At 58.2% G+C, this 22,100-nt stretch carries 21 protein-coding genes; 7 read left to right on the forward strand and 14 right to left on the reverse strand.

All coding sequences use genetic code 11. The annotated features are described in order from the left end of the window. Positions 1 to 76: 76 nt before the first annotated feature. The 8 genes from RTP97_RS18575 to syd all read right to left on the reverse strand — a co-directional run bounded on the left by RTP97_RS18575 (position 77) and on the right by syd (position 8,457). Positions 77 to 1,219, reverse strand: a complete 1,143-nt coding sequence (locus tag RTP97_RS18575) for a glycerate kinase (protein ID WP_312416290.1) — start codon at positions 1,217 to 1,219, stop codon at positions 77 to 79. A gap of 88 nt (positions 1,220 to 1,307) precedes the next feature. Continuing rightward, the gene (gene gudD / locus RTP97_RS18580) at positions 1,308 to 2,648 is read right to left on the reverse strand and encodes a glucarate dehydratase (protein WP_312416293.1); all 1,341 of its coding nucleotides are present in this window, start codon (positions 2,646 to 2,648) and stop codon (positions 1,308 to 1,310) included. Positions 2,649 to 2,672: 24 nt separating this feature from the next. Next, positions 2,673 to 4,013 carry an enolase C-terminal domain-like protein gene (locus RTP97_RS18585; RefSeq protein ID WP_312416327.1) on the reverse strand — a complete coding sequence of 447 codons (1,341 nt, stop codon included), beginning with the start codon at positions 4,011 to 4,013 and terminating at the stop codon, positions 2,673 to 2,675. Positions 4,014 to 4,015: 2 nt separating this feature from the next. After that, positions 4,016 to 5,368, reverse strand: a complete 1,353-nt coding sequence (gene gudP, locus RTP97_RS18590; RefSeq protein WP_312416295.1) for a galactarate/glucarate/glycerate transporter GudP — start codon at positions 5,366 to 5,368, stop codon at positions 4,016 to 4,018. Between the two features lie 334 nt (positions 5,369 to 5,702). Then, positions 5,703 to 6,152: a flavodoxin gene (locus RTP97_RS18595; protein WP_312213736.1), complete on the reverse strand. Its 450-nt coding sequence runs from the start codon at positions 6,150 to 6,152 to the stop codon at positions 5,703 to 5,705. A gap of 3 nt (positions 6,153 to 6,155) precedes the next feature. Further along, a complete protein-coding gene (truC, locus tag RTP97_RS18600) occupies positions 6,156 to 6,950 on the reverse strand; it encodes a tRNA pseudouridine(65) synthase TruC (protein WP_312416296.1) in 795 nt (264 codons plus the stop codon). After that, positions 6,950 to 7,279: a YqcC family protein gene (locus tag RTP97_RS18605; RefSeq protein ID WP_312416298.1), complete on the reverse strand. Its 330-nt coding sequence runs from the start codon at positions 7,277 to 7,279 to the stop codon at positions 6,950 to 6,952. Before RTP97_RS18605 ends, truC begins: the two co-directional genes overlap by 1 nt. Before the next feature lie 632 nt (positions 7,280 to 7,911). After that, a complete protein-coding gene (gene syd / locus RTP97_RS18610; RefSeq protein ID WP_312416301.1) occupies positions 7,912 to 8,457 on the reverse strand; it encodes a SecY-interacting protein in 546 nt (181 codons plus the stop codon). 69 nt (positions 8,458 to 8,526) lie between these two features. On the opposite strand from syd, the gene queF reads away from it, so the two are divergent. The 5 genes from queF (at position 8,527) to xni (ending at position 14,932) form a co-directional block, all read left to right on the forward strand. Beyond that, positions 8,527 to 9,375 (forward strand): NADPH-dependent 7-cyano-7-deazaguanine reductase QueF, encoded by an 849-nt coding sequence (gene queF / locus RTP97_RS18615; RefSeq protein ID WP_312416303.1) that lies wholly within the window; start codon positions 8,527 to 8,529, stop codon positions 9,373 to 9,375. Between the two features lie 127 nt (positions 9,376 to 9,502). Next, complete coding sequence (gene ppnN / locus RTP97_RS18620) at positions 9,503 to 10,867, forward strand: nucleotide 5'-monophosphate nucleosidase PpnN (RefSeq protein WP_312416305.1); 1,365 nt, start codon at positions 9,503 to 9,505, stop codon at positions 10,865 to 10,867. A 497-nt stretch (positions 10,868 to 11,364) separates the two neighbouring features. Next, positions 11,365 to 12,675 (forward strand): HAAAP family serine/threonine permease, encoded by a 1,311-nt coding sequence (locus RTP97_RS18625; RefSeq protein ID WP_312416307.1) that lies wholly within the window; start codon positions 11,365 to 11,367, stop codon positions 12,673 to 12,675. A 60-nt stretch (positions 12,676 to 12,735) separates the two neighbouring features. After that, positions 12,736 to 14,103, forward strand: a complete 1,368-nt coding sequence (locus RTP97_RS18630; protein ID WP_312416310.1) for an L-serine ammonia-lyase — start codon at positions 12,736 to 12,738, stop codon at positions 14,101 to 14,103. A gap of 76 nt (positions 14,104 to 14,179) precedes the next feature. Further along, entirely contained in the window at positions 14,180 to 14,932 is a 753-nt protein-coding gene (gene xni / locus RTP97_RS18635; protein ID WP_312416312.1) for a flap endonuclease Xni, read from the forward strand. Positions 14,933 to 14,976: 44 nt separating this feature from the next. Here xni and rlmM read toward each other — a convergent pair whose 3' ends face one another. The 4 genes from rlmM to RTP97_RS18655 form a co-directional block, all read right to left on the reverse strand. Then, entirely contained in the window at positions 14,977 to 16,077 is a 1,101-nt protein-coding gene (rlmM, locus tag RTP97_RS18640) for a 23S rRNA (cytidine(2498)-2'-O)-methyltransferase RlmM (RefSeq protein ID WP_312213754.1), read from the reverse strand. Then, positions 16,070 to 16,465, reverse strand: a complete 396-nt coding sequence (locus RTP97_RS18645) for a DUF423 domain-containing protein (RefSeq protein WP_312416314.1) — start codon at positions 16,463 to 16,465, stop codon at positions 16,070 to 16,072. The genes rlmM and RTP97_RS18645 overlap by 8 nt, the downstream gene beginning before the upstream one ends. Positions 16,466 to 16,508: 43 nt before the next feature. Further along, positions 16,509 to 17,423 carry a glycine cleavage system transcriptional regulator GcvA gene (gcvA, locus tag RTP97_RS18650; protein ID WP_103818329.1) on the reverse strand — a complete coding sequence of 305 codons (915 nt, stop codon included), beginning with the start codon at positions 17,421 to 17,423 and terminating at the stop codon, positions 16,509 to 16,511. A 379-nt stretch (positions 17,424 to 17,802) separates the two neighbouring features. Continuing rightward, positions 17,803 to 18,030 (reverse strand): YgdI/YgdR family lipoprotein, encoded by a 228-nt coding sequence (locus RTP97_RS18655; RefSeq protein WP_042387893.1) that lies wholly within the window; start codon positions 18,028 to 18,030, stop codon positions 17,803 to 17,805. Between the two features lie 192 nt (positions 18,031 to 18,222). Between RTP97_RS18655 and csdA the strand changes: the two genes are divergently transcribed. Then, entirely contained in the window at positions 18,223 to 19,428 is a 1,206-nt protein-coding gene (csdA, locus tag RTP97_RS18660) for a cysteine desulfurase CsdA (protein WP_312416318.1), read from the forward strand. Beyond that, a complete protein-coding gene (csdE, locus tag RTP97_RS18665) occupies positions 19,428 to 19,868 on the forward strand; it encodes a cysteine desulfurase sulfur acceptor subunit CsdE (protein ID WP_312416320.1) in 441 nt (146 codons plus the stop codon). The genes csdA and csdE overlap by 1 nt, the downstream gene beginning before the upstream one ends. 39 nt (positions 19,869 to 19,907) lie before the next feature. Here csdE and tcdA read toward each other — a convergent pair whose 3' ends face one another. Further along, on the reverse strand, positions 19,908 to 20,714 hold the full coding sequence (tcdA, locus tag RTP97_RS18670; RefSeq protein WP_312416322.1) for a tRNA cyclic N6-threonylcarbamoyladenosine(37) synthase TcdA: 807 nt from the start codon (positions 20,712 to 20,714) through the stop codon (positions 19,908 to 19,910). A gap of 41 nt (positions 20,715 to 20,755) precedes the next feature. Next, a complete protein-coding gene (mltA, locus tag RTP97_RS18675) occupies positions 20,756 to 21,859 on the reverse strand; it encodes a murein transglycosylase A (RefSeq protein WP_312416325.1) in 1,104 nt (367 codons plus the stop codon). Between the last annotated feature and the right edge of the window lie 241 nt (positions 21,860 to 22,100).

Genomic DNA, 22,100 nt, shown 5'->3' on the forward strand with positions numbered 1-22,100 from the left:
GCCCGGCCTACGGCAGACACGGTGCCGCGTGTAGGCCCGGTAAGCGAAGCGCCACCGGGCGTGACTATGCTTTTGGTTAACGTAATTCCTGGCCCGCCTTCAACACCGCCGCCACGTTGCGCGCCGTCATGCGCACGTTTTCCGCCGCGTTTCTCAGGGCATCATCCAGCGTACAGATGCCGTAGATCACGCTGAATACCGCATCGATCCCATGCTCATGCACCACGCCGACGTCCGCCGTCAGGCTACCGGCAATGCCGATCACCGGTTTGTTGTAGCGCTTCGCCACCTTTGCCACGCCCACCGGCACTTTGCCGTGCACGGTCTGGCTGTCGATCCGCCCTTCGCCGGTGATCACCAGATCGGCTTCGGCGACATAGCGATCGAGATGCAGGGCGTCGGTGACAATCTCAATGCCCTGACGCAGCTCGGCTCCGCAGAACGCATACAGCGCCGCGCCCATACCGCCTGCTGCCCCACCACCGGCCAGATCCAATACGTCGAGATCGAGATCGCGCTTGATCAGCTGGGCATAGTGCCCAAGCGCCTCATCGAGACGGGCGATCGTTTCCGGCGTCGCCCCTTTCTGCGGCCCAAAGATAGCCGATGCGCCCTCTTTACCGGTCAGGGGATTAGTGACGTCACAGGCGACCTCGATACGGCAGTCGTGAAGCCGTTTGTCGAGCGCGCTGGTGTCGATCCGCGCCAGCGCCTCCAGCGCGCCGCCGCCCTGGCCAATGGCGTTGCCTTCGCTATCCAGCAGCTTCGCCCCCAGCGCCTGCACCATGCCCGCGCCGCCGTCGTTAGTAGCGCTGCCGCCGATGCCAATAATGATGTGCTTAACGCCGACGTCCAGCGCGTGGCGGATCAGCTCCCCCGTTCCCCACGAGGTGGTGATCAGCGGATTACGCTGTTCGGGTGCGACCAGCTCAAGGCCGCTGGCAGCCGCCATCTCAATAAATGCGCTCTGCTCGTCGCCGGAGAGGCCGTAGAAACCCTCTACCTGAGCGCCAAGCGGGCCGGTCACGGTAACCTGGACGATCCGCCCCTGCGTGGCAGCGACCATCGCCTCAACCGTACCTTCACCGCCATCCGCCACCGGCAGTTTGATATAGTCCGCCGCCGGAAAGATCTCACGAAAGCCCTCCTCAATGGCGGTCGCGACATCAAGGGCGCTCAAACTCTCCTTATAAGAGTCCGGTGCGATAACAATTTTCATAAGCCGTCCTTACGCAGAGTGTGATTGCCTAAACCCTACAGCCGGAAAAACAGGGAACAGGCCGATCCCGCCGGGACCGGCCTCTGCATTAACGCACCATGCACGGACGTTTGTTATCAAACGTCCAGCCAGGGATCAGATACTGCATGCCCATGGCATCGTCACGCGCGCCGAGACCGTGCTTCTGATACAGCTCGTGCGCCTTCATCACCTGGTCCATGTCCAGCTCAACGCCCAGGCCCGGCGTGCTCGGCACCTGCACCATCCCGCCTTTGATCTCAAACGGCGCTTTGGTCAGGCGCTGGTTGCCCTCCTGCCAGATCCAGTGGGTGTCGATGGCGGTGATTTTGCCCGGCGCGGCGGCGGCCACGTGGGTAAACATTGCCAGCGAAATGTCGAAGTGGTTGTTGGAGTGCGAGCCCCAGGTCAGGCCGAACTCGTGGCACATCTGCGCCACGCGCACCGAGCCTTGCATGGTCCAGAAGTGCGGGTCCGCCAGCGGGATATCGACGGATTGCAGAGAGAGCGTATGGCCCATCTGCCGCCAGTCGGTGGCAATCATGTTGGTGGCGGTCGGCAGGCCGGTGGCGCGACGGAACTCGGCCATCACCTCACGACCAGAGAAGCCCTGCTCTGCGCCGCACGGATCTTCCGCGTAGGCCAGCACGCCCTTCAGATGCTTACCGATGTTGATCGCTTCGGCCAGCGACCATGCGCCGTTCGGGTCGAGGGTGACGCGCGCCTGCGGGAAGCGTTTCGCCAGCGCCACGATGGACTCGGCCTCCTCTTCCCCCGCCAGCACGCCGCCTTTGAGTTTAAAATCGTTAAAGCCATATTTTTCATAGGCCGCTTCGGCCAGGCGTACCACGCGATCCGGGGTCATCGCCTCTTCATGGCGCACACGGTACCAGTCGCACTGGTCATCCGGCTGGCTCTGGTACGGCAGCGGCGTCGCTTTGGCGTTGCCAACGTAGAACAGGTAGCCGAGCATCTCTACTTCGCTGCGCTGTTGGCCGTCGCCAAGCAGGGTCGCCACGTTAACGCCCAGGTGCTGACCCAGCAGGTCCAGCATCGCGGCTTCGATACCGGTCACCACGTGGATGGTGGTGCGCAGGTCGAAGGTTTGCAGGCCGCGGCCCGCAGAGTCACGATCCGCAAACTGGTTGCGTACCGCGGTCAGAATATTTTTGTACTCGCCAACGGTTTTACCCACCACCAGCGCGGCAGCATCTTCCAGCGTCTGGCGGATCTTCTCGCCGCCTGGGATCTCGCCCACGCCAGTGTGACCCGAGTTGTCTTTGATGATAACGATGTTACGGGTGAAGAACGGCGCGTGCGCCCCGCTCAGGTTCATCAGCATGCTGTCGTGGCCCGCAACCGGGATCACCTGCATAGACGTGACAACGGGGGTAGAAAATTGATTACTCATCGTTTAATCCTTTCTATGACAAATTTAGTTTCGACCAAAGACGGGACGCTTGCGATCGAACGTCCAGCCGGGGATCAGGTACTGCATCGGGCCTGCGTCATTACGCGCCCCGCCCGGGAGCGTCTTATACAGCTCGTGGGCCTTCTGTACCTGGTCCCAGTCCAGCTCCACGCCAAGGCCTGGCGCGTCCGGCACGGCAATCTGGCCATGCTTAATTTCCAGCGGCTGTTTGGTCAGGCGCGCGTCGCCCTCCTGCCAAATCCAGTGGGTGTCGATGGCGGTCGGATTCCCCGGCGCGGCGGCACCGACGTGGGTAAACATCGCCAGCGAGATATCAAAGTGGTTATTGGAGTGGCAGCCCCAGGTCAGGCCCCAGTCGTCGCACAGCTGCGCCACGCGCACCGCGCCGGAGAGGGTCCAGAAGTGCGGATCCGCCAGCGGGATATCTACCGCGTTGAGCATCACCGCGTGGCCCATCTCACGCCAGTTGGTAGCGATCATGTTGGTGGCCACCGGCAGGCCCGTTGCCCGACGGAACTCCGCCATCACTTCCCGGCCAGAGAAGCCCTGCTCTGCGCCGCACGGATCTTCCGCGTAGGTCAGCACATCGTTCAGCCCCTTGCAGAGCTCAATGGCCTCATCCAGCAGCCACGCGCCATTGGGATCGACGGTAATGCGGGCGTCGGGAAAGCGTTTTTTCAGCGCGCGGGCGGTGTCGATCTCCTGCTCGCCCGGCAGTACGCCGCCTTTCAGTTTGAAATCTTTAAAGCCGTAGCGATCCTGGGACGCTTCGGCCAGGCGCACCACCGCTTCGCTATTCATCGCCTCCTGATGACGCAGATGATACCAGTCGTGGTTGCCCTCGGTTTTGACGAGATACGGCAAATCGGTCTTCTGACGATCGCCGACGTAGAACAGGTAGCCGAGCACCGTCACGGCGTCGCGCTGTTTGCCTGGACCCAGCAGCTCGCAGACCGGCACGCCAAGGGTTTTACCCAGCAGGTCGAGCAGCGCGGCCTCCAGAGCCGCGACCGCATTCACCCGCAGCTCAAAGGTCCAGGCACCTTTACCGAAGGTATCAAAGTCAGCCGCCTGGTTGCCCTTATGCACCCGCTGTACCACCTGGTTTAAGCGGGCTACCTGCTGACCAATAACCATTGGGATCGCGTCGGTCAGCGTCTTGAGGATCACCTCTCCGCCGGGGGCTTCCCCAACGCCGGTGTTCCCGGCGTTGTCGGTCAGCACCACGATATTGCGGGTGAAGTAAGCGTTATGTGCCCCGCCGATATTCATCAGCATACTGTCGTAGCCAGCGACGGGGATCACTTTCATATCGGTAATAACGGGGCTGGATTGTGTAGTCATCATTAGCGTCCTGTCACAGGTTTCAGTTCGACACGTTTGATATCACCCACGATGACCAGATAGCTGAGCACCGCGACCAGGGCATGGACACCGACGTAGATCAGCGCACCGTTAAAGGAGCCGGTGGTGCCAACGATGTAGCCGATGGCGATCGGGGTGACGATCCCGGAGACGTTGCCGAACATGTTGAACAGACCGCCGGAGAGGCCGCTGATCTCTTTCGGTGCGGTGTCGGCCATAACCGCCCAGCCCAGCGCGCCGATGCCTTTGCCGAAGAAGGCCATCGCCATAAAGCCGATGATCATCCACTCTGCGTCAACATAGTTACAGAAGACCATCACCATCGAGAGCAGCATACCCAGCACGATAGGCGTTTTACGGGCGATGTTCAGCGAGCCGGTACGACGCATCAGCCAGTCGGAGATGATGCCGCCCAGCACGCCGCCGGCGAAGCCGCAGATGGCCGGGACGGAGGCGACAAAGCCCGCTTTCAGAATCGACATACCACGCGCCTGCACCAGGTAAACCGGGAACCAGGTGATAAAGAAGTAGGTCAGGGCGTTGATGCAGTACTGGCCGATATAGACACCGATCATCATGCGCGAGTTAAGCAGCTGCTTGATCTGGGCCCACTTGACGCTGAACGGCACTTTCACTTTGGTGCCCGGCTGATCCATGTTAATCAGCCCGCCGCCTTCGGCGATGTACTCCAGCTCTTTCTTGTTCACGCCAGGGTGCTGATTCGGCTCGTGGATCACCTTCAGCCAGACAAAGCTGATGACAATGCCCAGTCCGCCCATGAAGAAGAAGACGTGTGACCAGCCCACCTCGTGGGTCAGCCAGCCCATGATCGGGGCGAAGATAACGGTGGCAAAGTACTGAGCGGAGTTAAAGATGGCGACCGCCGTGCCCCTCTCCTGCGCCGGGAACCAGGCCGCCACGATGCGGCTGTTGCCGGGGAAGGATGGCGCTTCCGCTAAGCCCACCAGGAAGCGCAGGGTGAAGAGCGCAACGATGATGCCGAAGCCGCTGAAGATATCCACGAAGCCCTGCAGCAGGGTAAACAGTGACCAGATGAAGATTGACCAGAAGTAAACGCGTTTGGAGCCGAAGCGGTCAAGCAGCCAGCCGCCCGGTATTTGGCCGATAACATAGGCCCATGAAAATGCAGAGAAAACATAACCCATGCCAACAGCATCGAGACCGATATCTTTTGCCATTTCAGAGCCAGCAATAGATAGCGTCGCGCGGTCACCATAGTTGAAGGACGTGACGATAAACAGCATCACCACTATCCAATAGCGAGCGTTAGTGCGCTTTTCGGCGCTGCTCGCTGCCTGGCTTAATGAACTCATTATTGCACTCCTGAATTATAGCGTTGAGCTACATTCATTCTGAAAAGCACAACCTGTAGGGGTATCAGAATGACGTACTGGTGTTTTATTGCAGTATCTGTGCAGCGGCTCGTTATCACCCTGCGTACTGCGTTTTAATAACTGGCGAGAAAAGTATATGAAGCGGCCAGAATCTGCTCACCGTGCAAGCACACAACATTCAGGATGCTTATCACTCTGCTTTGGGGCAAAGGCACAAGCCGATGGGGGGAAGTTCACGGAATTGAAAAGCGTCAGGGATAAAAGAGAGGAAAAAGGACGATAGCCCTCCACAGCCGGGAGGGCTAAATGGGATCTATTTTAGCAGCGTTCCCCACTGCTCAACCCACGGATTCGACTCCGTCTCGGGCTCAGGATGCTCGCTGGCGTCAATAAGCAGAACCTCACCGACGCGCTGCGCCTGCTGCTCTGCAAGCAGCTCGGCAAACCGCTTCCCGCCGCCGCAGAAGTGGCTGTAGGTGCTGTCTCCCAGCGCAATCACGCCGTAGCGCAGGTTGGGCTGATAGCCGAGCGAGTCGCGGATCCCCTGATAGAGCGGCGCGATGTTATCCGGCAGATCGCCCTGCCCCGTTGTGGAGGTGACCACCAGCACGGTCTTGTCCTGGTAATAGGCCCAGTCCGCCAGCGTCCCGTCCTCAAAGACCTTAACCTTATGCCCCTGTCCGGTCAGCAGCGTCTCCGCCTCTTCGGCCACCAGCAATGAGTTGCCATACATGGTGCCAACAAAAATACCAATTTCTGCCATTTTTCACTCCCTGGTTGCTACCTGATACGTTTCATCCTGGTCGCTGTCCGGCACAAACTCAACCCTTTCATTCATCGGGAGAAGGCCGCGCCAGCCAAACTGGGTTAACGCCTGCATCCAGACATCGTCCAGCCCGGCGCGCAGGGTTAACGGTTCGTCAGTAAAGGGATGAGTCAGCGACAGCTCGCTGGCGTGCAGCATCAGCCGGTTCAGGCCAAAGTGCGCCGCTGCGCTACGGTTCTGACGCAGGTCGCCATGCTTGCTGTCGCCAATAATCGGATGGCGCAGATGAGTAAGGTGGCGACGCAGCTGGTGCTTGCGCCCGGTTTGCGGATCCAGCTCTACCAGCCCGTAGCGGGTCGTCGGAAACTTGCTGATGGCAACCGGCAGCTCAACGGTAGCCAGCCCACGGTAGCGGGTCACCGCCGGCTGCGGCTCTTTGTCAGCCCGGGCGAACTTATCGGCAATCTTATCCAGCTCCTCCACCAGCGGGTAGTCCAGCGTTGCGGCATCCATCAGCCAGCCGCGGACAATCGCATGGTAGCGCTTCTGAATCTGATGTTGCTCAAACTGCTGGGAGAGCCGCCGCCCCGCCTCGCTGGATAGCCCCATCAGCAGCACGCCGGAGGTAGGCCGATCCAGGCGGTGGGCAGTAAAGACGTGCTGACCAATCTGGTCGCGCACGGTCTGCATCACTACCACTTTTTCATCGCGGTCGAGCCAGCTACGGTGTACCAGCCAGCCGGAGGGTTTGTTCACCGCCACCAGCCACTCATCCTGATAGATAATCTCCAGCATCAGGCGTCGCTACCGGCAAAGAGCGTGTCGAGGCGTTGCAGATGCACAAGGACGACATCACGCAGCGGATCGCTGGCGTCGAGCGCCATCTCATAGTAAGGGGTAACGGCAAAAGCCTGCGGCAGCGGCTGACCGCTGTCCAGCAGAGCGTGCATACGCGGGATCAGCACCCACTGCAGCCACTCCAGCGGCGCCAGCGTATCCAGGCAGAAGGGCTGGGTACTGGCAAACGCGCTGCTCTCTGGGGCAACGCCCTGCCAGGCATTTTTCTCACGCAGCAGCGCCTCAATGGCGTGCAGCTGCTCGCGTACGCTGATATGAAGGGACATAGAAACCTCGAATGACGATCGAACTGGCACGCAGAATAGCATTGCGGGGAGAGAAATAAAAAAGGGAGCACTGTATACACAGTGCTCCCGGTTCGTTTAGCAGCAGTCCGGCTACCTTGGTGCTCCCTGCTCATCCATGAAAACTTTTCCTGCGGTCTCCTGACCTGTTCATCCGTAAACCGTGCTGCCTGCTCGCATCGCCCGATACGACACGCTTAATCCCTAAAGCGACTTCCTAATCATCCTGATCCACCGGATATCCTGCCCGGCTCACATTCTCCTTCCTGGAGGTGTCCTTTAACGCGCTCCGGCGTTATCCTCTCTGCTTCATCCCGAAGCCTTCCCTGTCATACCTTCCCGGTATGTCCTGAGTCGGAAGCGACATCATCCTGACATTCACTTCGTACACAACATCCTGTCGACACAGATAGAATCGGACTTTCCGCTTCGTCTTGCAAGGATGCCATAAGACTTTAGTACCGATTAATTTGCGTTAAATATTGCTCAATTTTTAGTAAATGACTGATTTAAATTTGCTTTATCGTTTTTACATATTAAAAATATTTTTTAACAAAATGGCAATATCTTACAGGCGTGTAGGAGATCTCTCACAAGCATAGTAGCGGATCGGATTACATAACCGGCTCAAGCTGGTTGAGGAATGAGGCTACCGAAGGGGCAAGCACGGTGCGTTGGCGAGTACCCAGCGTCTCTTTCACCACCTCGCCGGTCAGGTTACAGATCGAGATGATGTCAAGTTCGCTGTCGAGCGTGGCGATAAATAGCGTTGGTGAAAGCTTTAGCCGCTTTTGCGTCACCAGATGACCGATGAGATTCTCCTGAACACGCAGGAAATCGTCTGCACTCCAGGTTTGCAGGAGCGTCAGCGTCTCATTATCGAATCGTGCCAGCATATCACCGGCAAACTGTGTGGAATAGAAGCTGTGAACTGCAGGTTGTATCACAATATCTAATGCTCGTTCAACAGCGTTTACATTCGGCTCTGCATCAAAAGGCTGAGGCTGCCAGATCACCCGGTCGTTGAGGGAGGAGATCACGCAGGGCGACGGCACGCCGTAAAGCGCCTCGCTCTGCGGCCAGCTATTGTGCGTTTCGTGCCAGGCGTCGCAGTAGCGTGCGGTAAAAGCCTTCAGGGCATGGGATGTCTCTTGGTCCACCGGTTCCTCTCTTCACTCAGCCAGGATAAACTTAAGGCTGAGAGTTTACCTGCAAAACGGCGATGAAACATGTCTTCTTCTTATGAGAACCACCAGGCGCTGGCTGGCCTGACCCTGGGTAAAACGACCCGCTACCAGGATATTTATGATGCGGCTTTGCTGCAAGGCGTTCCCCGCAGCCTGAATCGCGATCCCCTCGGCCTGCACGCCGGTAGCCTGCCTTTTCACGGCGGCGATATCTGGACGCTCTATGAGCTGTCATGGCTTAATGCCAACGGCCTGCCGCAGGTAGCGGTGGGCCATGTCGAGCTGGACTACGCCAGCGTCAACCTGGTGGAGTCGAAAAGCTTTAAGCTCTACCTGAACAGCTTTAACCAGACGCGCTTTAACAGCTGGGAAGAGGTCCGCGCCACGCTGGAGCGGGATCTCAGCGCCTGCGCGCAGGGCAAAGTGAGCGTGATGCTCTATCCGCTGGATGAGATCGAAGGCCAGCCGATCGCCCATTTCAACGGCAAGTGTATTGATAATCAGGATATCGCGATCGATGACTACCAGTTCAACGCTGACTATCTGCAAAACGCCGCCGTTGGCAGCGTAGTGGAAGAGACGCTGGTCAGCCACCTGCTGAAGTCCAACTGCCTGATCACCCACCAGCCGGACTGGGGTTCAGTCCAGATTCAGTATCGCGGGCCGCAGATCGATCGCGAGAAGCTTCTGCGCTATCTGGTCTCTTTCCGCCATCATAACGAGTTTCACGAGCAGTGCGTGGAGCGCATCTTTAACGATCTGCTGCGCTTCTGCCAGCCAGAAAAGCTGAGCGTCTACGCTCGCTACACCCGTCGCGGTGGCCTGGATATCAACCCATGGCGTAGCAACACTGACTTCCAGCCTGCCACAGGGCGTCTGGTACGTCAGTAACGGCGGCAAAAAGTACGATTTTTTACTGATTTGCGCGGTGGATTCCGCGCCTGAGGTTGTTAAACGTCATATGCCAGGGCTATTGTAATCACAGGGAGCGGCGATCTTCGCCCCATAAGGAGTTCACTTGATTACACATATTAGCCCGCTAGGCTCAATGGATCTGTTGTCGCAGCTGGAAGTCGATATGCTCAAAAGCTCGGCCAGCAGCGACCTTTACCAACTGTTTCGTAACTGTTCACTTGCCGTTCTAAACTCAGGAAGCCAGACCGACAGCAGTAAAGAGCTGCTGTCCCGCTTCCAGAATTTTGATATCAACGTGTTACGTCGTGAACGCGGCGTGAAGCTGGAGCTGATCAACCCGCCGGAAGAGGCGTTCGTTGACGGGCGTATTATCCGCTCGCTCCAGGCTAACCTCTTTGCCGTGCTGCGCGATATCCTCTTTGTTAACGGACAAATTCACAACGCCGGACGCTTCCAGCACCTTAATCTCGAGAGCTCTACCCACATTACCAACCTGGTGTTCTCGATCCTGCGCAACGCCCGGGCGCTGCACGTGGGGGAAGCGCCCAATATGGTGGTGTGCTGGGGCGGTCACTCAATCAACGAAACTGAGTATCTCTATGCCCGCCGCGTCGGGACCCAGCTGGGCCTGCGCGAGCTGAATATCTGCACCGGCTGTGGGCCAGGGGCGATGGAAGCCCCGATGAAGGGTGCCGCGGTGGGCCACGCTCAGCAGCGCTATAAAGAGGGACGCTTTATCGGCATGACCGAGCCGTCCATCATCGCTGCCGAGCCACCTAACCCGTTGGTCAACGAGCTGGTGATCATGCCGGATATCGAGAAGCGTCTGGAAGCCTTCGTGCGCATCGCCCACGGGATTATCATCTTCCCCGGCGGCGTGGGTACGGCGGAGGAGCTGCTCTACCTGCTCGGCATTCTGATGAACCCGGCCAACCAGCATCAGGTGCTGCCGCTGATCCTCACCGGACCAAAACAGAGCGCCGACTACTTCCGCGTGCTGGATGAATTTATCACCCATACCCTCGGCGAGTCGGCCCGTCGCTACTACCGCATCATCATTGACGATGCGCCGGAAGTGGCGCGCCAGATGAAAAAAGCGATGCCGCTGGTGAAAGAGCACCGCCGCAATACCGGAGACGCCTACAGCTTCAACTGGTCTATCCGTATCGCGTCGGATCTGCAGATGCCCTTCGAGCCGACCCACGATAACATGGCTAACCTTCAGCTCTATCCGGATCGGCCGGTCGAGGTGCTGGCGGCGGACCTGCGTCGGGCCTTCTCCGGAATTGTAGCGGGTAACGTCAAAGAGGTGGGTATTCGCGCTATCGAAACCGCCGGACCGTATAAGATCCACGGTGACCGGGCAATGATGCGCCGAATGGACGACCTGTTACAGGGCTTTGTTGCCCAGCACCGTATGAAGCTGCCAGGCTCGGCCTATATCCCCTGCTACGAAATCTCTGCCTGATTTTTTTTTCACGCCGGGCGGCGGCCTCCGCTTTGCCCGGCCTACAGCCCCCATATGCGACTCTTATACATTTACGTTTCCCTTCGCTAAGCAATCGATTGCTTATAAAACGCTCCCCGTTATTTATGCAGAAAAGTTTTGCTTAAATCTGATAAAACGCTGCCATCTACGCCTTTTACCACGTGATTATCGTATTTCACATCTGCCGCTTTGATCGCAAATCCTGGCGATGGTAGCCTTCGCCACCATAAATCTCCCAATAGGCTTTTTTAGCAGCGTGTTGGTCTAAACCTATCCACATAGAAAGTGGATTATTGCATTTGAGATCGCGATCACTGTCAGAGTCATAACATAAATGTATCTTGCCGCCGCAAAATGTAACGAAGAAAAACTATTCCAACACGTTACTTCCCGAATTTCATATTACCGTCAGGCGCTTTTTCATGGGTTTTGACTAAGCGCCTGACATTTAGCTTTTAAAGTAAATGGAGATAGAGATGGAAACCACGCAAACCAGCACCATTGTTTCGCAGGAAACGCGAAGCACGTGGCGTAAGAGCGATACCATGTGGATGCTGGGCCTGTACGGCACGGCAATTGGTGCAGGGGTACTGTTCCTGCCGATTAACGCAGGCGTTGGCGGCTTGATCCCGCTGATCATCATGGCGATTATCGCCTTCCCGATGACCTTTTTTGCCCACCGTGGCCTGACCCGTTTCGTGCTGTCCGGGAAAAACCCTGGCGAAGACATCACCGAAGTGGTGGAAGAGCACTTTGGCGTGGGGGCCGGTAAGGTCATCACCCTGCTCTACTTCTTCGCTATCTACCCGATCCTGCTGGTCTACAGCGTGGCGATCACCAACACCGTTGATAGCTTCCTGACCCACCAGCTGGGCATGGTTTCGCCGCCGCGCGTCGTGCTCTCACTGATCCTGATCGTTGGCATGATGACCATCGTACGCTTCGGCGAGAAGATGATCGTGAAAGCGATGAGCATCCTGGTGTTCCCATTCGTCATTGCCCTGATGCTGCTGGCGCTCTACCTGATCCCGCAGTGGAACGGCGCGGCGCTGGAGACCCTCTCCTTTGAGTCTGCCGCTAACACCGGTCAGGGCCTGTGGATGACCCTGTGGCTGGCGATCCCGGTTATGGTCTTCTCCTTCAACCACTCGCCGATCATCTCCTCCTTCGCCGTTGCCAAGCGCGAAGAGTATGGCGATGACGCAGAGAAAAAGTGCTCCCGCATCCTCTCTTACGCCCACATCATGATGGTACTGACGGTGATGTTCTTCGTCTTCAGCTGCGTGCTGAGCCTGGCCCCAGCCGACCTGGTGTCCGCGAAAGAGCAGAACATCTCTATCCTCTCTTACCTGGCTAACCACTTCCATGCTCCGGTGATTGAGTGGATGGCACCGATTATCGCCATGGTCGCGATCACTAAATCCTTCCTCGGCCACTACCTGGGCGCGCGCGAAGGCTTTAACGGCATGGTCATTAAGTCCCTGCGTGGCAAAGGCAAGACCATTGAACTGAGCAAGCTGAACCGCATCACCGCGATCTTCATGCTGCTGACTACCTGGCTGGTGGCGACGCTGAACCCGAGCATCCTCGGCCTGATCGAGACCCTCGGCGGCCCGGTTATCGCGATGATCCTGTTCCTGATGCCGATGTATGCCATTCAGAAAGTACCGGCCATGCGTAAATACAGCGGCCATATCAGCAACGCGTTTGTGGTAGTGATGGGCCTGATTGCTATCTCCGCTATCTTCTACTCGCTGTATCAGCTTATCGCTTCACTGCTTAATTAATTCCCCCCCTCGCCGCCCACCCGGGCGGCGAACCCAGACCAACGCCACGGACAATGCATCATGATCAGCGTATTCGATATCTTTAAAATTGGTATTGGCCCCTCCAGCTCGCACACCGTCGGGCCAATGAAAGCCGGAAAGCAGTTCGCCGATGACCTCATTACGCGCGGGATCCTTACCGATACCACCCGTGTCGTAGTCGACGTGTATGGCTCGCTGTCGCTTACCGGCAAAGGCCACCACACCGATATTGCGATTATTATGGGCCTCGCAGGCAACCTGCCGGACAGCGTCGATATCGATGCTATCCCGGCATTTATTGCCGATGTGAGCGCCCGGGGCCGCCTGCCGCTGGCAAACGGCCAGCACGAGGTAGAGTTCCCTCTCGAACACGGCATGAACTTCCATGCCGACAACCTCTCCCTGCATGAAAACGGGATGCGCATCAGCGCCCTGGCAGGCGACAGGCTGCTCTACAGCCAGACCTACTACTCTATCGGCGGTGGGTTTATCGTTGATGAGGCGCATTTCGGCCAGGCCAGTGACTCGTCGGTTGCCGTGCCCTACCCCTATAAAAACGCAGCCGATCTGCAGCGCCACTGCCAGCAAACCGGCCTGTCCCTCTCCGGGCTGATGATGGAGAACGAGCTGGCCCTGCACAGCAAAGCGGCGCTGGAGCAGCACTTTGCCAGCGTCTGGGCGGTCATGCGCGGCGGCATCGAGCGTGGCACCAACACCGAAGGCGCACTGCCGGGCAAGCTGCGGGTTCCGCGCCGGGCGGCAGCGCTGCGCCGGATGCTGGTGAGCAGCGATAAAACCACCACCGATCCGATGGCGGTCGTCGACTGGATCAACATGTTTGCGCTGGCGGTAAACGAAGAGAACGCCGCCGGGGGGCGCGTGGTCACGGCCCCGACCAACGGCGCATGCGGTATCGTGCCCGCCGTGCTGGCCTACTATGACAAGTTCATCCGCGAAGTGAATGCTAACTCGCTGGCGCGCTACCTGCTGGTGTGCAGCGCCATCGGCTCGCTCTATAAGATGAACGCGTCGATCTCCGGTGCGGAAGTGGGCTGCCAGGGCGAAGTGGGCGTTGCCTGCTCAATGGCGGCGGCCGGGCTGACAGAGCTGCTGGGTGGCAGTCCGGCCCAGGTCTGCATTGCGGCAGAGATTGGTATGGAGCACAACCTGGGTCTCACCTGCGATCCGGTTGCCGGTCAGGTACAGGTTCCCTGCATCGAGCGTAACGCTATCGCCTCGGTCAAAGCGGTGAATGCCGCCCGGATGGCGCTGCGTCGCACCAGCGAGCCGCGCGTCTGCCTCGACAAGGTAATCGAGACCATGTACGAGACCGGCAAGGATATGAACGCCAAATACCGGGAGACCTCCCGCGGCGGACTGGCAATGAAAATCGTCGCCTGCGACTGATCCCCTCTGGCGATGAATGGTCTCCGCCTCCCGTCAATGATACCCTTAGCCGGTCTGTCATTGCCGGGAGGCTCATGTGGCCGTTCATCTGCTTATCGTTGATGCGCTTAACCTTATTCGCCGTATTCATGCCGTACAGGGTTCGCCCTGCGTGGATGCCTGTTCGCATGCCCTGGGGCAGCTGATTGTCCACAGCCAACCGACCCACGCGGTCGCGGTGTTCGATGACGAGGCCCGCAGCAGCGGCTGGCGGCACCAGAAGCTCCCGGACTATAAGGCGGGTCGCCCGCCGATGCCCGATACCCTGCACGACGAAATGCCTGCTCTCCGCGCTGCGTTTGAACAGCGCGGCGTGCGCTGCTGGATCTCCGAGGGCAACGAGGCGGACGATCTCGCCGCCACGCTGGCGGTGAAGGTGGCCCAGGCGGGACATCAGGCTACTATCGTCTCAACTGACAAAGGCTATTGCCAGCTTCTCTCCCCTACCCTGCGCATTCGCGACTACTTTCAGAAGCGCTGGCTGGATGCCCCTTTTATTGAGAGCGAGTTTGGCGTCCTGCCGGAGCAGCTAACGGATTTCTGGGGGCTGGCGGGCATCAGCAGCTCGAAAATACCCGGCGTTGCGGGGATTGGCCAGAAGAGCGCCGCCCAGCTGCTGACGCAGTTTCAAACGCTGGAAGGGATCTATGCTCATCTGAACGACGTACCGGAGAAGTGGCGCAGCAAGCTGGAGGCGCACCGGGAGATGGCGTTTATCTGCCGCGAGGTGGCAAAACTCCAGACGGATCTGCACCTCGACGGCAATCTACAACAGCTAAGGTTAACGTAACCGCCCGGTGGCGCTCTGCTTACCGGGCCTACAAAACCAATAACCTAACGCTCGTCGCGACGACCGCCGACGGCCGCCCACCAGCGGCGGACGTGCACCGTCACCTCTTCGCGGTCGTGATAGAGCTGACGGGCCTGGATCTGAGCGTTAATGCCGTTCTCCTCCAGCTGCTGCTGGATGTACGCCAGGTTGTTCGATACTTCCTCATAGCGCTTTTTCATCGGCAGCTTGAGGTTGAAGATAGCCTCCCGACACCAGCCGTTCACCAGCCACTGGGCCATCAGCGCCGCCACTTTGGCGGGCTTCTCCACCATATCGCACACCAGCCAGGTAATGTTGCTGCGCGTCGGGCGATACTTAAAGCCATCCTCCCGCAGCCAGGTCACCTGCCCGGTATCCATCAGGCTCTGCGCCATCGGGCCGTTATCCACCGACGCGACCCACATGTTGCGCTTCACCAGCTGATAGGTCCAGCCGCCAGGGCAGGCACCCAGATCGACGGCGTGCATACCGTTCGCCAGGCGTTCATCCCACTCGTCCGCCGGGATAAAGACGTGGAACGCCTCTTCCAGCTTCAGCGTAGAGCGGCTCGGCGCATCGGCCGGGAACTTCAGCCGCGGAATGCCCATGTAGAACGGCGAGTTGTTGGTTGAGTAGGAGTAGCCGGTATAGCAGCAGCCAGGGGCGATAAAGAAGACGTGCACCACCGGGCGCTTAGCGGTTTCGTAGCTGGTGAGGATCTTTGCCTCGCGCAGCGCAGCGCGCAGCGGCACGGTGAACTTGCGGCAGAACTTCATCAGCTCTTTGCTTTCGTTGGTATCGGCAACCTCAACGCGCAGCTCGCCACCCTTCTCCACCACGCCCTGCAGCATGCCGACGATCGGCGTAATGCGATCTTCCGGCGGCAGATCCTGCAGCAGTTCGCCAACCACAAACATCTGGCGGACAAAAATCAGCGAGCTAAAGGGCAGATCGCGTGCCAGCTTGTCGGCCTCTTCCGGCTGGTAGCACTCAAAAATCACATACCCGGCGTTCTCTTTGACGCGGGCAAAGCCGAATACGTTCAGCCGTCCGGCCTTATCGGTAATCTCTGCGGCGCACTCTTTTTCAAATCCGGGGCGACACAACAATACAAGCTTATTCATGACCAGGGCCTTTACGTTTCAGACGAATTGCGCCAATTAACATTAATACCCAGCCGGTAAGGAAGCTGACGCCGCCGACCGGGGTAACAAACGCCCACAGGCGCAGATGCGACAGCGCAAGGCAGTAAAGGCTCCCGCTGAACAGTACCGTACCCAGCGCCAGGAAGACGCTGCTCCAGTAGAACCAGATGCTGATCCGGCGCTGCATCGCGACCGCCAGGCCCAGCACTGCCAGGGTATGGAACGCCTGGTACTCAAGACCGGTCTGGATCCAGCCCATCTCGGCAGCGCCTAGAGATTTGCTTAATATATGTGCGCCAAAGGCGCCGAGGGCCACAAAAATAAAACCGCTGATAGCGGCAAAAATCAGCATAAATCGGCTGGTCATAGTCTTACCCTAAAGTCATGCGCTAACCACGCGTCTAAATAAGTTATTGCTCATAGCGAAAGCGAAATTTTTCCTGCTCGGCTGCCGCCTTGGCCAGGATCCACTGGCGAAAGGCGGCTATTTTACCCAGTTCTGCCTGACTGTCATGACAAACCAGATAAAAGGCGTTTTTACTGACCAGCACGTCGTTAAACGGACAGGCCAGCCGCCCGGCCTCAATCTCCGACTGAGCCATGACGTTATTCGCCAGCGCAACGCCCTGGCCGTGAATAGCGGCTTGCAGCACCATTGCGCTGTGGCTGAAGATCGGCCCCTGCTGCACGTTAAGATTCAGGCCAAGCTGACGGGTATAGGTCTGCCAGTCGCGGCGGGAGGCGTCATGCAGCAGCGTATGCTTTGCCAGGTCCTCTGGCGTTTTTAACGGTTTGTCACCGGTAAGCAACAGCGGTGAGCAGACCGGCAGCAGATATTCTGCGTATAATTTTTCTACACGCAAGCCTGGCCAGTTACCCCGACCGTAAAAAATGGCCACGTCGACGTCGTCCGCCAGCTTATCAACCTCACGGTCCACGGCCTGGATTCGAACGTCAATTCCCGGATAAGCTGAGTTAAAGCTAGAGAGTCTTGGCACCAGCCACTGAATAGCGAAACTGGGCAATAAACTGACGGTTAACGCCCCCTTTGCGCTGCGCGACTGAAGCTTACGCGTGGCCTCGGTGAGCTGGGAAAAAATCTCTTTGATATCCTGAAAATAGCTCTGTCCCTCTTCCGTCAGCAGCAACGATCGGTTGCGGCGGCGGAACAGCTTGAGTCCAAGAAAATCCTCAAGAGACTTGATCTGGTGGCTTACTGCGGCTTGCGTCACAAAAAGCTCATCGGCGGCGCGAGTAAAACTTAAATGGCGGGCGGCAGCATCAAAAACACGTAATGCATTTAAGGGCGGTAATCGCTTAGACATGGGTTATTTTGGCTTAGGTGTTAAATCATTTTAACAAACAGGAAACAACAGGTTACCTATTAGTTTTTTTTATCTGAGCCATTATAAATTGTCCGTTGAGGAACTACCAGCAAATACCTATAGTGGCGGCACTTCCTGAGCCGGAACGAAAAGCTTTTTTTGGAATGCGTGTTCTGATGGGCTTTTGGCTTACGGTTGTGATGTTGTGTTGTTGTGTTTGCATTTGGTCTGCGCTTCAGACCACGGTAGTAAAACTACCCTATTTCACTTCCTGTACATTTACCCTGTCTGTCCATAGTGATTAATGTAGCACCGCGAATTGCGGTGCTTTTTTTTAGGCTATTTTCAGTAGCTTAAATGTCAGTAGCTTAACCGGAGATTATTTCTCCAGCGCGACCATCTCTTTCACGTCGCTGCGGTTAATCTGCTGTTTATTACCGTTCGCATCTTTATACGAAATCATCCCGGTCTGATCGTCAGTCTTCGGCTTACCGTCGGAAACGATAGTACGACCGTCGTTGGTGTGCATGACGTAGTTCGGACCAGAACAGGCGCTCAGGGCAAAAGCCAGTGTACAAGCAGAGATAATTGCGGCAGTCTTTTTCATTTTCTTCTCCTTTTAGCAATAAATGCTATTCAAACCGTTTTTCATAACAGGCTTCAATCGACACCTAACACTTATCAGCATAATCGGCTTACAAAAATTCGCCAGGATAAACAGATAATTCCGATGGTTAGCACTTTGCTTGTACATTGGTGAAAATTGCGCGACGATCCTTATATCGATATGAGGAATTCTATGAACGCTTTTAACCCTGCGCAATTTCGTGCCCAGTTCCCGGCGCTTGCCGATGCCGGTATCTACCTGGACTCTGCCGCTACGGCGCTAAAGCCCCAGGCGGTTATCGATGCGACGCAGCAGTTTTACAGCCTGAGCGCGGGCAACGTCCACCGCAGCCAGTTTGCCGAGGCCCAGCGGCTAACGGCACGCTATGAAGCGGCGCGGGATCGCGTTGCCGCCCTGCTGAACGCCCCCTCCGGCAAGAATATCGTCTGGACCCGGGGCACCACCGAAGCCATCAATATGGTCGCCCAGTGCTATGCCCGCCCTCGCCTCAAGGAGGGAGATGAGATCATCGTCAGCGTGGCCGAGCACCATGCTAACCTGGTGCCGTGGCTGATGTTGGCGGAGCAGACCGGGGCGCGCATCGTTCAGCTGCCGCTGGCGGCCAACGGCGTGCCGGACGTTGAGCAGCTTGATGAGCTAATCACCCCGCGCAGCCGCATCCTCGCCCTCGGGCAGATGTCCAACGTCACCGGCGGCTGTCCGGATCTGGCCCGTGCTATCGCCTGGGCCCACGGCGCAGGCATGGTGGTGGTGGTCGACGGCGCGCAGGGGGCGGTGCACTTCCCCGCCGACGTGCAGAAGCTGGGCATCGATTTCTACGCCTTCTCCGGCCATAAGCTCTATGGCCCGACTGGCATTGGGGTACTCTACGGCAAGGCCAGCCTGCTGGACGAGATGTCGCCCTGGCTGGGCGGCGGCAAGATGATTGCTGAGGTGACCTTCGACGGCTTCACGACCCAGCCCGTACCCTACAGGCTGGAGGCAGGTACGCCGAACGTTGCTGGGGTGATTGGCCTTTGCGCCGCGCTGGAGTGGCTGGAGGGGTTTGATATCGTGCAGGCCGAGAGCTACAGCCGTGGCCTGGCGACGCTGGCCGAAGAGGCGCTGGCCCAGCGGCCGGGTTTCCGCTCGTTCCGCTGCCAGGACTCCAGCCTGCTGGCGTTCGATTTTGCCGGGGTGCACCACAGCGATATGGTTACCCTGTTGGCGGAGTACGGCATCGCCCTGCGCGCCGGGCAGCACTGCGCCCAGCCGCTGCTGGCAGCCCTTGGGGTGAGCGGGACGCTGCGCGCCTCGTTTGCTCCCTACAACACGAAAGCGGACGTCGATGCGCTGGTTAACGCCGTCGATCGCGCCCTTGAAATACTGGTGGATTAATGACTAGCTCTGCTTTTGCCGGACACCCGTTTGGCACCGCCGTCACCGAAGAGACGCTAAGAAAGACCTTTGGCCCGCTGACCCAGTGGGAAGATAAGTATCGCCAGCTCATCATGCTCGGCAAGCAGCTCCCGCCCCTGTCGGAGGAGCTAAAGGCGCAGGCCCGGGAGATCCCCGGCTGTGAGAATCGGGTCTGGCTAGGTCATACGCGCACGGCAACGGGGAAAATGCACTTCTTTGGCGACAGCGAGGGGCGCATCGTACGTGGTCTGCTGGCGGTGCTGCTGACGGCCGTTGAGGGAAAAAGCGCTGAGGCGTTGCTGGGGGGCGATCCGCTGGCGCTGTTTGATGAGCTGGGGCTGCGTGCCCAGCTGAGCGCCTCGCGCAACCAGGGCCTGGCGGCGTTGAGCGAGGCGGTGGTTGAGGCGGCGAAAGAATGAAAATGCCGGGTGGCGGCTTCGCCTTACCCGGCCTACACGTTACGGAGTACGTGCTGCTTTTGCCATCATCTTCTTCAGCGCGTGGGAGACGGCCACGAAGCCAAAGGTGGCGGTAACCATGGTCGCCGCGCCGAAGCCGGACGCGCAGTCCATCCGTTTTGGCCCCTCCGCCGTGCTCTTCATGGCGCACACCGTGCCGTCCGCCTGCGGGTAGACCAGCGCCTCGGTAGAGAAGACGCAGTCTACGCCCAGCTTGCCTTTGCTGTTCTTCACCACGCCAAAGTCGCTTTTCAGCCGCTCGCGTAGCTTGGCCGCCAGCGGATCCTGAATCGTCTTCGCCAGATCGCTGACCTGAATCTGCGTCGGATCGATCTGCCCGCCCGCGCCGCCGGTGGTCACCAGCGGAATTTTATACCGACGGCAGTAGGCGATCAGCGCCGCTTTGGGCCGCACGCTGTCGATCGCGTCGATAACGTAAGTGAAGTCCTTATTTAGCAGCGTCGCCACGTTGTCGGCGGTGACGAAGTCGTCCACTACCGTCACCAAACACTCGGGGTTAATCTGGCGGATGCGGTCCGCCATTACCTCAGCCTTGGCCAGCCCGACGCTGTCGCGCAGGGCGTGGATCTGCCGGTTGGTGTTGGTCACGCAGACGTCGTCCATGTCGATCAGCGTGATAGCACCGATCCCGGTACGAGCCAACGCTTCTGCAGCCCAGGAGCCGACGCCGCCGATCCCGACCACGCAGATATGCGCGCGGGCAAACAGCGCCAGCGCATCTTCACCATACAACCGCGCCGTGCCGCCAAAACGCTGACGCCAGGCATCGCTGATTACCACAGACATAAGACCTCAGATATATAAATTGGGCGCGCAGATTAGCATACTCAGCCGCTAAAGACGTTACCGGTTCCTGCCCCCGGCGCGTTTTTCAGTACCCATACGCGGCCGTAGTGGTTATACCATCCGGCGCGGTGCCCGGCGTCAGGACCAATCCCCTGATAGATATCAAAGTGCTGGCCTTTGATTGCGCCACCCACGTCGAGGGCGACCATCAGGCGCAGCTCATACTGACCGCTGAACTTGCCGTTGTTATCCAGCAGCGGGACCTCCGCCAGCAGCGTTGTCCCCGCCGGAATAATGCTGCGGTCGGAGGCTACCGAGGCGCGGCCAATCAGCGGCACGGCGCTGGCACCTTTCACCGGCGCATAGGACTGCGGCTTGAAGAAAACAAAGGAAGGGTTCTGCTCCAGCAGCTCCTGCACCTCGGCCGGGCTGTGGGTCTCCCCCCAGTGGCGGATCGCCTGCATCGACATATCCTCACGCTTCACTTCCCCACGATCGATCAGCACTTTACCAATACTGCGATAGGCATGGCCGTTTTTACCACCGTAGCTAAAGAAGTTAAGCGGGCTGCCGTCGCCAAAATCGATATAGCCGCTGCCCTGCACGTCCATAATAAAGTTGTCCATCAGCGAGTTGCTGTAGGCCAGCACGTAGCTGTCGCTGAGCGCACCGGAGTAGATCTCTGCCCGGGACGGCAGGCGGCCGCGTTTAGGCGGCATGCGGTAGATAGGATACTGGAACTCGCCCTGCCGGGTATGGCGAGCCTGTACGACCGGGGTGTAGTAGCCGGTAAACTGGACGTTGCCGTAGTTATCGGTGCCGTTCATCTGCCAGGCATCAATGCCGTACTGGCGCATGGTGCGGGTATCGCCCCCGGCGCGCAGCCACTCCTGCACCGCACTATAGACGGCGCTCTGGTTGCCGTAGAGGCGCGGCGAGGCGCTGCGGATCTGGCCAACCTGCTGGGCAAAGTCACCGCCGTTGATAGGAGCACCAACCGCATCCGGCTGGTTTACCAGGGTGAAAGGCTGGGTTAATTTCCCGTCTTCATACTGCTGACCGCGATCGGTCGGTTTTGAGGAGCAGGCGGCAAGCAAAGCCAGCGCTGCGCCCGTTAGGAGATACTTCGACCAACGTCCTTTCATTATTTCTCGTCTTTTGGTTAACCAGGGTGCGTGATGAAGATAACAAACCAGTTTCGCTAATGAAATGCGAAATACGGGACTTAAGGGCAATTACGTTCAAAAAACGCGCATTTTGTGCCATTTTTATGCGGATGCTTTCATTATTTAACAATTTTTTCGAAAAAGGGTTGCGTCAAAGAGCGAGCGGAGTATAGTGCGCTTCCACGGACGCGGGGTGGAGCAGCCTGGTAGCTCGTCGGGC

Source organism: Pseudescherichia sp., from assembly GCF_031998825.1.
GTDB lineage: Bacteria > Pseudomonadota > Gammaproteobacteria > Enterobacterales > Enterobacteriaceae > Pseudescherichia.